At 39.6% G+C, this 13,548-nt stretch carries 14 protein-coding genes; all 14 read right to left on the bottom strand.

The genetic code is table 11. From position 1 onward, the window contains the following. Nucleotides 1–204 precede the first annotated feature (204 nt). The 14 genes from I6E11_RS03385 to I6E11_RS03320 all read right to left on the bottom strand — a co-directional run bounded on the left by I6E11_RS03385 (nt 205) and on the right by I6E11_RS03320 (nt 13,358). A complete protein-coding gene (locus tag I6E11_RS03385) occupies nt 205–1,941 on the bottom strand; it encodes a hypothetical protein (protein WP_235336406.1) in 1,737 nt (578 codons plus the stop codon). Then, nucleotides 1,907–2,530, bottom strand: coding sequence for a hypothetical protein (locus I6E11_RS03380; protein ID WP_235336405.1), 624 nt, complete (start codon nt 2,528–2,530; stop codon nt 1,907–1,909). The genes I6E11_RS03385 and I6E11_RS03380 overlap by 35 nt, the downstream gene beginning before the upstream one ends. After that, nucleotides 2,523–2,882 (bottom strand): hypothetical protein, encoded by a 360-nt coding sequence (locus tag I6E11_RS03375; RefSeq protein WP_235336404.1) that lies wholly within the window; start codon nt 2,880–2,882, stop codon nt 2,523–2,525. The genes I6E11_RS03380 and I6E11_RS03375 overlap by 8 nt, the downstream gene beginning before the upstream one ends. Beyond that, complete coding sequence (locus tag I6E11_RS03370) at nt 2,851–3,414, bottom strand: hypothetical protein (protein ID WP_235336403.1); 564 nt, start codon at nt 3,412–3,414, stop codon at nt 2,851–2,853. Before I6E11_RS03370 ends, I6E11_RS03375 begins: the two co-directional genes overlap by 32 nt. Further along, complete coding sequence (locus tag I6E11_RS03365; RefSeq protein WP_235336402.1) at nt 3,407–4,036, bottom strand: hypothetical protein; 630 nt, start codon at nt 4,034–4,036, stop codon at nt 3,407–3,409. Before I6E11_RS03365 ends, I6E11_RS03370 begins: the two co-directional genes overlap by 8 nt. 59 nt (nt 4,037–4,095) lie before the next feature. Then, complete coding sequence (locus I6E11_RS03360) at nt 4,096–4,971, bottom strand: hypothetical protein (protein WP_235336401.1); 876 nt, start codon at nt 4,969–4,971, stop codon at nt 4,096–4,098. A gap of 20 nt (nt 4,972–4,991) precedes the next feature. After that, the gene (locus I6E11_RS03355) at nt 4,992–5,573 is read right to left on the bottom strand and encodes a hypothetical protein (RefSeq protein ID WP_235336399.1); all 582 of its coding nucleotides are present in this window, start codon (nt 5,571–5,573) and stop codon (nt 4,992–4,994) included. Nucleotides 5,574–5,588: 15 nt separating this feature from the next. Continuing rightward, on the bottom strand, nt 5,589–7,040 hold the full coding sequence (locus tag I6E11_RS03350) for a hypothetical protein (RefSeq protein ID WP_235336398.1): 1,452 nt from the start codon (nt 7,038–7,040) through the stop codon (nt 5,589–5,591). Nucleotide 7,041: 1 nt separating this feature from the next. After that, nucleotides 7,042–7,959 (bottom strand): S49 family peptidase, encoded by a 918-nt coding sequence (locus tag I6E11_RS03345; RefSeq protein ID WP_235336397.1) that lies wholly within the window; start codon nt 7,957–7,959, stop codon nt 7,042–7,044. Between the two features lie 61 nt (nt 7,960–8,020). Next, entirely contained in the window at nt 8,021–8,431 is a 411-nt protein-coding gene (locus I6E11_RS03340) for a hypothetical protein (protein ID WP_235336396.1), read from the bottom strand. 72 nt (nt 8,432–8,503) lie between these two features. Further along, nucleotides 8,504–9,001, bottom strand: coding sequence for a transcriptional regulator (locus I6E11_RS03335; protein ID WP_235336395.1), 498 nt, complete (start codon nt 8,999–9,001; stop codon nt 8,504–8,506). 546 nt (nt 9,002–9,547) lie between these two features. Beyond that, on the bottom strand, nt 9,548–9,877 hold the full coding sequence (locus I6E11_RS03330) for a hypothetical protein (RefSeq protein ID WP_235336394.1): 330 nt from the start codon (nt 9,875–9,877) through the stop codon (nt 9,548–9,550). 71 nt (nt 9,878–9,948) lie between these two features. Further along, the gene (locus tag I6E11_RS03325; protein WP_235336393.1) at nt 9,949–10,284 is read right to left on the bottom strand and encodes a hypothetical protein; all 336 of its coding nucleotides are present in this window, start codon (nt 10,282–10,284) and stop codon (nt 9,949–9,951) included. A 2-nt stretch (nt 10,285–10,286) separates the two neighbouring features. Continuing rightward, nucleotides 10,287–13,358 carry a CHC2 zinc finger domain-containing protein gene (locus I6E11_RS03320; RefSeq protein WP_235336392.1) on the bottom strand — a complete coding sequence of 1,024 codons (3,072 nt, stop codon included), beginning with the start codon at nt 13,356–13,358 and terminating at the stop codon, nt 10,287–10,289. Nucleotides 13,359–13,548 lie beyond the last annotated feature (190 nt).

Genomic DNA, 13,548 nt, shown 5'->3' with positions numbered 1-13,548 from the left:
ATTGAAAAACCTCGGTTTTTCACTATGAGTTATGCCCGACGCGCGCCTCCTGATAGTTGCAATTGCAACCGAAAAAGCCTTCGGAAAATGTGATTTAACATAATTTTAACAAATCCAACCACTATGGCACATACCGTACAAAAGCACAAAAAAAAGACCTATAGTTTTTCAACCATAGGTCCATTTCACCACTAATCATTATAATCATGGCAAGTATGAGGATTTAGACTGCCACAGTCTTATATATTCTTTACGCATCAACAAATATTTGAGTGCATCTGTCAAGTTAGTTGACTCCTTAGGTAACCGCTCTCGAGGAAGTTTATCACCAGTCTTGAGCTTTACAATCATCTGCGAGCCACCATCATCAACAGTCTTAGTTTTGGTTATTTCCATTTCACTCTTCAGGTTAGGACAATTGTATTGGTCAATCAACAGAGTGAAGAGTTTACCAGCCAAGTTACCCGAAAGCAAATCTGACATAAAACGATACTCGAGGTTAGAACCGATATTGCCCTGCCCTATTGACATCAGCTGCACATTCCAACCTGTACGCTTACCTTCCCTATCACGTTCAATACAGTTCTTAATCTGTGTAGCCATATCAGCACGCACACCCTTATAACTATTCATGGATCTGTCATAGTAGAACTTCAATACCTTAGAGCGACGTGGGGCAAAGTAGTGAAGGAACTGATCTGCCAGTTCACGTACTGTATCAGGTGGCAATGTGTAGAACTCCTTTAGAACTCTATACTCCCTGCCTATCTTCTGGCCAATAACCAGAGAAAGCATATTACCGCTATCCATACCAGCCTCCAGAGGAAGGTTGTTATTATGGTAACGCAACACGGTACAATCTTCCTGCCAGCCAAACGGTTTAGCCTCTATAACATTATTAAGAAAACCATCATTGAAGAAGTTCTTTATTGAAAGGTTAGGATAAAACAGAAGTGTAGCCTCTATCTTAGGAATAATTGAAAGAATATTACATGAAAGACCTTCAAGTCCTTCAGCCAATTCATCTGAGAACCAGTCAAGGCCAAGGATATCAGCATTGACGTATGATGAACTGATGAAGAAGAAGGAAACACGCTTACGTGTCTTAATCCAACGCTCTTCCCAACGTTTCATATTACGTTTAGCGTTCTCGAGGGCTTTGGCAGACTTATCAAGTTTAGCCTGTAGCGAATGGTCAGTCCTCACAAGTTCTGATAATTCGCGGTACTCCTGCAGGTGAGAGACGTAAGTTTTCTTACAATCGTTATATATCAAACCGGCACGAAGCATCAGCATGATAGCCTGTTTATCATTCTGAGCAGAAAGTTTCAGGATCCAGTCATATTCACCAAGATGATTAGGATTAGGCATATCGGTAGTAAGTGTTCTCGAGCGGTACCAGACAGACTGACCATAACGAACATAGAAACCACGAACAGCCTTCAGCAAGTTAGTGAATTTCTCTTCCGGAAAGTATTTTACTTCGTCGCCAAAAACACCGACATACGAACGACCGGCTCCGATGGAGAGCCTATCCAATGAAATGAAGGTGAAATTAAAGCCAGTATAAAATACCATAGTATTTCTCCAGTCGGTACAGACGTTATACATGCGCTGCCTCCATTCTTCAGGAGGAGCTTCATTGATAACGTAATGTGTACCCAATTCCCACCCTAGGAGCTGCAAACCGTCAATGAGTGAAGGAATGACATTCTTATGCAGGTCTGAATATGTATCAGCCACCCACGCAAAAGGCGCACCCGGGCAATCCTGTGCAGCTTCCTGAACACGTTCGGACAAGACCTGTACAGTCTTGGCAGAAGCACGGCCGGCCACCCAATAGAGTGACCATGGCATCATAATTGCCAACAGTTGAGCAGTCCAGTTCGCAAACCTGGTCTCAACATCATCTGTAATCTTCAGTTTTTTCTTGCGTGTCATCGATAATATCTTCGAAATTAATATCCATAGCCATGGCGTCACGTTTAAGACGATTACGTTCGCGTTCTGTCAGATCCGGAATAGAATCAATCTGGGCTGCAAGTTCCTGACGGTCAATCGAAGGAACGCCGATAAGATTAGAGTCAAGAGTATAGACCTTAATGTCTTTCTCTTTAATCTCCTGTCGTTTGATTTTGTCCGGTTTGTCAAGCTGCTTGACTTTCCATGCCTGAATCATGAGATTACCATATACCTCCATATCCTTAGAATTTTTTGAAGATAACAGCACAGTCTGAGCAGCTTTCATAAGATTATCGAAAATCATATTACGGTGAGCTGCAGGCTCTATCGTATCATCCAGATAGAAGAGGTTGATAGCCTCGTAATACATGTCCCTGGCCCGAGGTCGTGAACAGTTGAAAGGTTCGTGCATAAGAAGTGAAATAGCACGATCCTTGCCATACTTACGGGTAACACCAACAACGGCAAACAAGGCATTGTAATATTCCTGTTCTTCTTCGGTCAACTGATATTTGCAGCCGGATTCTATATAATCCTGAAGCCGCTGGAAATGGGATTTGTCAAACATCTAAATCATCAAAAAAAACTTTGGAAACATTGTTCTTAAACTCTATAGCATTACGAAGTTTATCCAACCTCTGAGCCTGTGTTACGTTTTCACCAATTGCAGCAGCATCAGCCATTGAGATACCTTCGCGAGCTGTCTGGATAAGCTGACCACGGTCATAGTGATACTTCAAAGGAGAATTGAGCAGACTGAAATAAAACATGAAATCATTAACATTGACATCATAATACATTGCAATCTGCTGAGGTGTATATCCTATACCGGCCAATTTCTCATACTCATCTATAGGAATACGGGAAAACCATTTCGGGCGTGAATTATCATCCCATTTGATTACCGATTCTGAATTCATATACTTTCTTGGATTTTAGAAAAACATATTGTTCCTCGAGTGCATTTTCACCATAGTTTCCGGAACCTTCGACAACATAGCATCCTGAATCAGTCTCGAGGCAAGTAATCTTCTTGTGAGTCCAACCGTAAGTAAGCGTAATAATGCCATCATCACACAGTTGCCGGAGACGTGACCATATAAGCGGCATACGAAATTTCAGAGTCTCAGACACATGAAGATGAACTGTACCGATAAAACCTTTATCCATGTATCTGAGCAGGGCATTAATAACTCTTTCGTTAGTAGAATATGTTGCAACATATATATGTCGGACATATCCGGCATGACGCATTATATATACAATGAAAGTGAAAGCTGTAAAACTCTTCCTGGTCTCAATGAAGTATATCTGATTTTCATCAGGAAGTCGGCCACACAGTTCTTTGAGATTATTCAGCTTATAGCACTGTATATTCTCAAAGCGCTGAGAGAACAGGCGAGACTGCCTGACCTCTGCCATAAGATCCTGGAGTGAAAAGAATCTACTCATCGCCTAATAATCTATTTATCTCAGCAAGCTCTGACTGATAAGCCCGTAAACGAGTCAGGCGTTCAAGCTCGAGGTGTGGTTTGTCTCCTTTCTTAATTTCATCCTGCACCCGCCAGATGTTGTTATTCAACCGTTTCTGTCGAAGCATCAACTGCTTAACATTAAGTGAAAGAAGTTCTTTACGCTTGTGAAAAGCAGAAAAGATAGGATGCTTACCAAGAATAGAATGATGCTGCTGGTAATAATTCAATTCATCCCATATCATACGGTTCTCGAGGTAGTTATTAATCAGCTCCCTTGACACCTGTGCACACTGTTTGGTCGAAGTGCAGTCTCTCAGTTTTTTATGTAAATCCACATAAGCATGATATTTAGCAAACTTACGCGATGCCAGTGCTTCCAATTCTGCAGGGCAATCCGGTTCATTAAGAAATGGGAACTCTTCACGGAAAGATAAAGGTTTCTTTTCCGAAAACACAACCGCCTGGGCTGAAGCAACATAAGAGTAATCTTCATCAATACCGAATTTACGACAAAGCCAATCTACCATGAAGCGACGGTTAGCAACTGGATTTGCCTTAATGAGTCTTAAAGTCAAAGAGGGTGCGCACGCCCTTATCATGAGCTGCACACCCTCTTCAGCGTTCGCACCACCTCTTAACCAGGTGAGTACTGTCTGTTTCATTCTATCTTATCAATGAATGGAGTAACGAAATCAATCAAATCAGGATTCTTGATATAGACAAAGCATTTTCCGGATATCAGTTTTTCAACAGTTTTCTTGTCCGGTTTATCACTAACTATAGGCAAAATCCATCTGTCTTTGGTATAATCAAGTTCTATAGGATGCTTGGCATAAGCATTCATGTAGACTGAAATTATATCATATTCACCTGAAGCCAACTGAGTACACTCTTCGAACATATCAACCAACAGAGTCTTATCCAGCATTACAGGACAATGTGTGATATAATTGTAAGAAGGAATGCCCTTACATTCATTCAGGATGAAATCACGTGTCCTGGTAATAATATCAGCCAGTTTACCAGAATACCTATTCGGTATCAAGTGACCGATATGTTTAGGCAAAGCAATATGAGAGATATCAATACTGTCTATGATGAAAGTATTATGTTCCAACAGGATGAACTGATCTGATATAAGATCTGAATCAATAGCCATAGATAACAGCATCATCAATGGCTGATTATCACCCTCAATTGTCAACGGAATAACCGATATATCGTCTTTAAGAACTTCCGGATCATCACCAATAACAACAATATTGATATCCTTCAAGTTCTGCAATGCCAGACGAACAGAACATATGAGTGCATCAAGACTATGTATTGCCTTAAAGAATGGAATTACAACAGTAGTGGAAGTAGTCTTCACCTCTGATGTAACAGCTTCAGCTGCAATATTATTGTCATCATTGACAATCTCGGTGTTAGCGATATCAGGATTATCAGTATGTGTTTCGGCTTCCGAACCTTCAACTATCACAGGCTGCCCATCTTGAGCAACCTGTGTTTCTTCTTCTTTCTTTTTAACCATATACTAAACAAAAAAAATAATTAGACACCACCTTCAGATTCTTCTGCAGCACCGGCTGTAAGACCTAGATAAGTATTGATATCATCATCATCTGTCTGAGGTATAAGACTAAGCGGAATTCTTGCAAGAGGTGAAGATGGCATTTCGGAAGCCAACTCAATAACATTCTTACATGCTTCAGTATCATCTTGACCTTCATCAGAAGAAAACACTAAAGGAGTACATGGTGAACCAGCCAATTTAGCGTCCTCACCATTACAGTTGATCACTATTGCACCCAAATCTTCATTAACTAACTGGTTACGCATAGAAGCCATTTCCTTAGTATCACCAGGAGACTCGAAACCAACATGATGAAGATATCCTTTAGCGTCAGTATCGCCAGTTAAGGTATCCCATGCCTTGATTGTTTTAGAAGTAGCATATACACCTATAGGCGTTTTACCTTCCTTAAACGTAAGAGCGGTAACTGTAATACCGTCAGTGTCCTTAGTGAAATCTTCTACATCTTCCCAACGGAACAAAACCAAATAATGTTTTTTACCTTTAGGACGGCCAGCTGAAGAGCTGACTCGTTTAACAGAAACTAATGTTTCGGCCATATAAACCTCCTTTCTTTATACGCCTAATTCGGCTGGTGATAATTCTGTAACAAGAGCATCAGGTATGTAGGCAAAAATCGCTTCCTTAATCCAGAAACCTACACCTTCGCGCCATTCTCCAAGAACTTTAGCTAAATAGTCGTCTGTAGTCATACGCAAGTTGACATTCTTAGGATCACGTGACATTACATGTTTGAAATTCTCCTTTGGAGTAATAAAGAAAGCACCTGTACCACGCATACCTTCGATAGGAGCGAATGTAAACTTGGTATAGTCAACTTTAACTTTTTCGCCATCCTGATTCTTTGTATTAGGATATTTATCACGGTAAGCTCGTGAATATTTAAGGATCAAGTCAGGATCGGCATGAATGAACATTGTCTTGTTTTTATATAAAGGTGCCACTTCATCAGCTGCTTGTTCTACTTCATTAAGTAGCTGCTCACCCTCACCAAGACTCGCAGTACCATCAAGTAACCAAGTGATATCTGTATCAGAAGCTTTCTTGAGGTCACAAAGCTGAGTCAAGAAACCATCACAAGTCTCATTAACTTCATTTGGAGTATAAGAAGAACCAGAAGCTTCAGGTTCTTTATATCGACCCTTAACAAGAGCAATCTCACGATCTTCATCCAATTTAGGTTTAATCAGCTGCTCTACGATATAACGAACAATAGGCATATCTTTAGGTTCAAGCTTTTCGTCATAAAGATAACCAAGAACATCATTGATAATATCTGATGGATAAACCTCTACGTTTATTTTCATCGGATATTGTTTGATTGTCATAGGAGTGAACTTAGTCTTACCTTTAGGAGTGAAACGCGGAGTGAATGTCTGCAATACTGAAGTAATAGAAGCCTGAGAAGCACGAACTTCGAACTTATCAGTGATAATAGTTGACATGTAATTAGTGCAAGTAATCGGGCCAACCAATTTCTGGAAGATTGTTAACTTGTCACTGGATACATATTTGCCGAACTCCTGTTTAAGTTCGGTAGTATCTACAGTAGTATCACCTGTCCATGAATCGCCAGTAGCTGCATAATAATTCTTATTGTGCAGCAATGACATATCAGGCTTGAATGTCTTCTTATCCATTTCACCATCAGTTTTAACCACGGATTCACCACCCTGACCGGGCAATTTAGCCAATTTTTCATTCTCATCTTTGAGAGCCTTGATTTGATCCTGAAGTTCTGTAATAGTCTGAGCATCTTTCTGAGACTGAGCAGCGAATTCATTAGCAACAGTCTTAACAGCTGTCTCAGCTGTCGTGCCATCACTCTCGAGTTGAGCTAAGTCTTTAACGAATGCGTCAGTAAAGACCTGGCCCCATTTCTCTGTAAGTTTCTGCTTATCTGCTGCAGAAATAACAGAACGGCCGTCAGAATCCTTGGCGAAGGCAGATACGCCCAGGAACGACATTACTGCCGATACAACTAATAGTAAGTTTCTGTTTGGCATTTTATTTTATGTTTTTGGTTTGTAAATAAGCTGAGACTGTAGCATCTCTGCTGAGTTCTCTAGCCCTGTTAATTGCATACTGTTTATCACCTATACTGTCAATGAGACCATTTTTCAACGCATCTTCAGCATAGAACATACGACCAGATAAGATACCCGAAACAGATTCATCCAGCTTACCAGAGCGACGTTCACGCACTGAAGCCTGGAAACGTCTGGCAAGCGGATCCAATTCTTCTTCTTTAATCAAATCGTATTTACCCGCTTTAGCAGCTTCGAAAGGTGCGTTTTTATAATCGGAGAGATTAGAATAGACAGTATGAACCTTTATATCAAGATTCTCATAATACTTTGTATAATCAGTGAATGACATCATCACACCAATAGAGCCGAATTCGGCTGAGATATTATTAGACGCGATAATCTCATCACAATACACGGCCGTATAGTAATTAGCAGAAGCACACAAATCACAATGGGCAATTGTAGTTTTACCTTGTTTTCTTGCATACTCTAGCGCACTGGTAAGTGGAGCAATGGCATCAACACAACCACCGCCCGAATCCATATCAAGAACAATACCGGCAATATTAGGATTATTAGCCGCCTCATATATAAGGTCAGCTATCTCAGAAGTACCGTATGCACAATAAGAACCATACTTCAGCATGGTACCATGTACAGGGACCACTGCAACAGATTCAGGCGGTACATCGCCACTAAATGAATTGGAATTCTTCATGCTCTTATCAACCAGTTGGCCGGTAAGAGGTTTTCTGTCAGACAATACATCTTCGGATGACTTCTCGAAAGAACCAGTAACAATTTGTTCCAGGATCTCGTGAGAAGTCTCAACGCTACGAAGATCTATAGCCCATAGACCGCGCAATATTGCGCTATAAAGGTGAGAAACATGCATAATTAGAATATAGATTTGTCGTTGGTACAAAAGTATCAATGATATATCTATATTAAAAGGACTATAAATATTTGCTGGGTTCAGGTTGTTGACCGGAATATGTTAAGTGAAATTTAGCCGGACTGCCTTCATTATTAAGCTGAAGGATAACCGGGAAATCTGGAGAACCGACAACCTTAACCGAGCCATCTGAATATATAAGTTTAATCAATACATATATATTACACCATGTCATTAATTGAATGTAGTTGTCATGACCAGTGTCCGAAAAAGAAAAATCTATAGAAACATCATAAGATGAAGAATCAGATGTCGGTTTTTCCGAAAATTCAACTGATGAGAAATTCAGTTTCTCCCAAACACCGCTAACAGATATATTACTATTACCAGGAATAGATACGACATCACATTCAGCACAAGCTATAATATCAGCCCTGCATATACTTGAACGTTTACTTTCTCTGTTTGACATAATTGCTTAAATTTTAAGTGATTATGTAAGATAATCTACATTTTTACTTAAAGATTAATTCGTGAAATAAAGTTAACTGCACAGTGAAGCGATATCCTCACCTATTACAGTTTTCATCTTTCTACGAAATCTGTAATCGTATTTTTTGATGGTATCATAATTAAGTGCATTATTCTTAATGTTATAATGCTCGAGGAATGCATTAATGATTGCATCCTGCTTGAGACCTTTGGAATATCCGACAAAAAAGAATTCGCGCAACCGCAGACGGAACTGAGCTTCCACATATAATCTAAGCTGTTTCTGTTTCCATTCCGGTATATAAATGAAATTCTCAGTAAAAATAGCATGAGTCCACTCCTGTACAGGAAGCGTCAATGTAAGGGGGGAATCTTTAATCTCCTGCTTGCGGGGACGGTCTGATACTGTAATTAGTGCCTGGATAAATCTGCCTATGTCGTTAGAACCGTCAAGCATCAGCTCACCAGTTTTTTTATCTTGTTTGAATTCATGAAATAAAAAATCGCTAAGATGCGGTGCCAAATCTATAGTAACTAAAGGTCTATTCATATCTATATCAATTAATTATGCCCTACAAAAATAATAAATAATAGATTATTGCGATATATATAACGCATAAAATTGTCGAGATTAAACATACCCCCTAAGAAAAAACAGGTCTGAAAATAGTACTTAAGTACAAAATTAAATAGTCACCACATATAACACATTGAAAATCAATAAAATAAAAGCGCACAATTTTCGTACAAATCGCGTACAAAATTGAGTGCGCCCGTACTTTTGTACGAAAAACGGCACTTCGTGCAAATAGTGCGGAATAGTGCAAAAACAGTGCGGATATAAAATACAGATATACAGACAATTAACTGCATAAAAATACAAAACGCACGAAAGTACAATTATTTTTCTAATTTTTATAAGGTTAATTTTACAACCTTAAAAAATATAAAAAAAAGAATATTATTATACGGCTCTCACCGCTTCCCGTCCTAATGCACACCATTTGTATTAATATCTCAGAAAGAGGTGAGAGGGGAAACGAAAAACCGCACGGTAGAAAAAACTACCGTGCGGCCGCAAAATAAGTGTATGTTATCAGAACAAATGTTCCGGATAATATATGTCTGAAATGACTTCATACTCACGTGGCATTTTCTTAACTCCGACAATAATAGCAATACCACGTGCAGCCATTTCATATAAGCGCTGCGTAGTCGATGGGCTGTCGCGGAAAGCGAAGTTATCTACAAGCACAAAGTATGCTTCAGAAAGCTCAATATCGTACACAGAATGACGTAAAATCTTCTTAGCGTCTGAACGTATTGTAACCAAGCCGATACGCATAGCTAATTCGCAAACCATCTTTTCACGAATGTCAGTTTCAGGACTGACACATACAAAAATCTTATTATTTTTCTTTGACATAACACGCTAATAATTTGGAAGTTACAGATAAAATTTGTAACTTTACAAAGCAATAAATTAGGAATGGTGTATCATCTCTTAGAGTAGAAATGATTCCAATGAAGTTTAGTATCTGGCATACCAGGGCGACGATATATCTGTCTATAATCCTCAGAGAATTCAATATGTGATTTAGTGAATCCATCATTCTGATGGTTCAGAATATATCGACATACAACTTTAATAAAAACCTCTACTGAAGTAGGTTTACACACATCAATAACATTAATTCTTTCACCAGGTACAAGACCATCCAGCATGTTGTACACATCACACTGGAATTGCAGGAATTTGACAGGGTCTTTTGATGAGAATCTGTCAAGTTCCTGATCGTCATTCAAGCGATATTTAGATAAATCATTAATCATAATTAAAATGACAACCTGGTATCCGTGTTAGTAGGGATTTTCAACGATTGATATTCCGGACATGAATAATATTCTTGTGTGCCTATAGTGAAATATTCAATACCACCAGCCTTATCGTCAATAATAGGTGCACCAGTACGTTTATTGAACTGGCAAGGTTTACCAGTGACCGGATCATATTTTTGCGGATTGAACAGATATCCGCGGAACTGACAGTATTTTACAAGTCGTTTACGGAACTCTGTAGGAGAGTTAGAGAATTTACGCATATTAGGATCATAGTTACAATATTCATCATACAGAGTTTTACGTACCAGGCGACGATTAAGATGATCTTCTGCCGAAAAGTATTCATCAGCCCAAGAGATAAATACTTCAGTAATTTCCTGACGTAATCTACGCTCAACAAGTCTTTCTTGAGGGGCCTGAACAACACCATAATTCAGATATAACTGCACACAATTAGCGATTAGATTCCAGCACAGATTCCATTGTTCAAAATCCCATTCCGTAAAGAAATTGCATCCAAAATCATCGATAGGTTTGTGTCCGTCATTGTAATAGTCAGAGAATCCAAGCAGCCATTGACGGTCAGTAAATGATGCACCCTCTCCTCGGATGGCATGATTAGTGGCAATATAAATCTTAGGTGATGTCTCATATGGGAAAGTGATACGCCCTTTACCTTTGTAGTTGACATTCCAGTCGCCTGTCAGGTTTGGGAACAGGCGTTCAAAATTAAAATTGATAAGAACGTCATCGATGAATACAAGTTTGGTGTTCTCAACAACATCATCCCATACGAACTGATCATCCAGTAAGTCTTTCTTTTTACCATTAACATAGACAGTGGGAATCACATTCTTCATAAGAACACCGATAAGAGACTTACCGGAACGACCGTTAGACTCTCCTACTTCAGACTGTTTACCATCCATACCTATTACGGCACGGTTGACCGAGACATCTTTATACTCCATGCACATAAAACCAATAGCACACAACTTAGACAGCAAGTGCTTACGGTTCTCGAGTATCTCTTCAGACTCAATTTCTTCCGGACGCTTACGCCAGGTAAAATCACTGGCGTTCATCAGGAACTTCAAGAAATGGCATTTCTGGCCGTCCTTAGACAATTCGAAATCCAAAGTATCACCTTCTCCGGAGAAAGTAATAAGAGGTTTGCCCAGGTATTCAGCCGGGAAATCTCTCCTTTGTTCGGCCCACACATGATGCGTTATAGATTCATAACCTAATTCTTTAACCTCATTTTCTGTGACACGCCAACAATTCTTTGAGAAATAGAAAATCTGTTCAGTGCTATTTGACTGAAGAAAATTAGGATATATAAAATGTAATAACGAAAGCTTATCCGGACCAACATATTGAGTCACACCCTTTGAAAGCATTTCGTTGATAGCCTCATTGCAATTATTCTCCGCAAATTCGAATAAATAGTCACGGGCTTCTGATGCCTCGATGACACGGACAAAAGGCTGCTCGAGCTTGATGAACTGCCAGGATCCATCCAACCTCCTGAATCGGCCAAAGCCACGGTTCTGCAGGAATCGACGTGAAGGAACATATCTAAATTCATATTCAGTATATGTATCACCTGAACGTCTTGATTTTTCGACAGCCTCCCAAAACTGTTCATCAGACTCAATAGCCTGGGCACTCTCTAAATTACCTTCAGCATTAATGCGCCATCGATGGGAACCAAAGCGGAATTCCGGTAACCTGGAAAGAACTTCTTTGTGCATTTCAGCAAAATGCTTAACTGAACCAAGCCCCCATAACGATGACAGTTTGTGGTCGGTATATGCAGAAATTCTGTATAACTGCAGATACTGGCCACACAGACTTTTTTCATTAATGAGTGTGTTGAAGTCTTTCATCAGTTCATCTTCTTTGCCATACAATGAGCCAACGAGAAGGTCATCTATACCTTTCTCGTTAGCTTCGTTTTTTACGACATGGCCAATATATATCTCGACGAACAAATCTCTATTACGTAATGAGCCCATGTAATCACGGAAGTTCTTGGCTGCATAGAAGAAGTTACGTGGACGTTTATCAACAGAATCATTAATACGAATATTGGAACTAAGGTCATTCCAATCCGAATCCATGATGAAGAATACTTCCTGGACATGACATTTATCAATAACACGAATAAGATCTTCAGGAAGTCGGCCACCACAAGCAATATTCTGAATACCGGAAATGGCAAGTGAAGGCATACCATGTTTACATGCCTTCTCAGCTTTCTTCTCACCTTCCTGAATGAATAATCTAGGTACATGCTCGCCCTTGTTATAAAACTGGCGGATTTTCTCCGGAATATAGATTGGAGTTCCACCACCATAAGGAGAACGATACTTGAATGGTTTACCTTCCTTATCAAGATGGTCATCCGGGTGCTGCCAGCGCACACGGAAGTATTCACGCATTTTGCCGGTCGGCTTACCTTTTGCATCTTTGACTTCGTATCTAACCGGTAATCCATCAAGATCAAAATACTTGATAATAACATCATCCCCCTTGAGGTCAATCTCGCCTTTTTGATTGACGGTACCTTTGCTGAAGGTCCTAACAGATAAGACAGTTTTATTCTCGCTTGTATCATAGACCTTGGCTGTAACATCATCAAAAGTCAATCCGGAACCATGCAACATGAGTGCTGCATACGATGAAGCATCCTCACCACGTAACTCTTTAGATTGATTTTTGGGAACCTGAATATTACGAACAGGCACAACCTCTTTATCAGGTATAACGACATTAAACTTATCTGCTAGATACTTCACAGCATCGATGAAGGTCATGTTCTCCACCTTCATCAGGTAAGTAATCGCATCATTACCACCTACGTTACATTTATTGAAGCAACCGAACAGATTCTTTTTAGAATTGTAATTGAATGTGCTCTTGTGGCAACAAGGGCATTCGCCCCGGTAATCATAACCTTTCCGTTCTTCCATTGAACGGAAATCCCTTATGACCTCAAGAACGCGGCCATCGGCTGCGCTCTTGATTCTATCTATATCTTCTTTGCTGAAATATTGGCTCATACTGTGTCGAATTTTTGCAAAATTATATGTGTGTTTCCGGAAATTAAAGGACTACATCAACGGAACTTAATTCGTAAACTGGCTATAGTTTTAGCCAGTACAGGATCCTTTAATTTTATATTTTTCTTGGATATAAAAACATGCAATGCAAATATGAATATATCACTCATTTCATAGCCTTTGAATGCCC

It is taken from the genome of Bacteroides caecigallinarum (assembly GCF_021531075.1).
GTDB lineage: Bacteria > Bacteroidota > Bacteroidia > Bacteroidales > Bacteroidaceae > Phocaeicola > Phocaeicola caecigallinarum_B.
The sequence above is the reverse complement of the archived record's forward strand: the minus strand, read 5'-3'. Positions and strand labels throughout refer to the sequence as shown.

Excerpts from the sequence above, each read along its gene's own strand:
- I6E11_RS03335 (WP_235336395.1), bottom strand. The coding sequence starts at position 9,001 with ATGAATAGACCTTTAGTTACTATAGATTTGGCACCGCATCTTAGCGAT.
- I6E11_RS03355 (WP_235336399.1), bottom strand. The coding sequence starts at position 5,573 with ATGGCCGAAACATTAGTTTCTGTTAAACGAGTCAGCTCTTCAGCTGGC.
- I6E11_RS03365 (WP_235336402.1), bottom strand. The coding sequence starts at position 4,036 with ATGATAAGGGCGTGCGCACCCTCTTTGACTTTAAGACTCATTAAGGCA.
- I6E11_RS03370 (WP_235336403.1), bottom strand. The coding sequence starts at position 3,414 with ATGAGTAGATTCTTTTCACTCCAGGATCTTATGGCAGAGGTCAGGCAG.
- I6E11_RS03320 (WP_235336392.1), bottom strand. The coding sequence starts at position 13,358 with ATGAGCCAATATTTCAGCAAAGAAGATATAGATAGAATCAAGAGCGCA.
- I6E11_RS03375 (WP_235336404.1), bottom strand. The coding sequence starts at position 2,882 with ATGAATTCAGAATCGGTAATCAAATGGGATGATAATTCACGCCCGAAA.
- I6E11_RS03360 (WP_235336401.1), bottom strand. The coding sequence starts at position 4,971 with ATGGTTAAAAAGAAAGAAGAAGAAACACAGGTTGCTCAAGATGGGCAG.
- I6E11_RS03330 (WP_235336394.1), bottom strand. The coding sequence starts at position 9,877 with ATGTCAAAGAAAAATAATAAGATTTTTGTATGTGTCAGTCCTGAAACT.
- I6E11_RS03345 (WP_235336397.1), bottom strand. The coding sequence starts at position 7,959 with ATGCATGTTTCTCACCTTTATAGCGCAATATTGCGCGGTCTATGGGCT.
- I6E11_RS03385 (WP_235336406.1), bottom strand. The coding sequence starts at position 1,941 with ATGACACGCAAGAAAAAACTGAAGATTACAGATGATGTTGAGACCAGG.
- I6E11_RS03340 (WP_235336396.1), bottom strand. The coding sequence starts at position 8,431 with ATGTCAAACAGAGAAAGTAAACGTTCAAGTATATGCAGGGCTGATATT.
- I6E11_RS03350 (WP_235336398.1), bottom strand. The coding sequence starts at position 7,040 with ATGCCAAACAGAAACTTACTATTAGTTGTATCGGCAGTAATGTCGTTC.
- I6E11_RS03325 (WP_235336393.1), bottom strand. The coding sequence starts at position 10,284 with ATGATTAATGATTTATCTAAATATCGCTTGAATGACGATCAGGAACTT.
- I6E11_RS03380 (WP_235336405.1), bottom strand. The coding sequence starts at position 2,530 with ATGTTTGACAAATCCCATTTCCAGCGGCTTCAGGATTATATAGAATCC.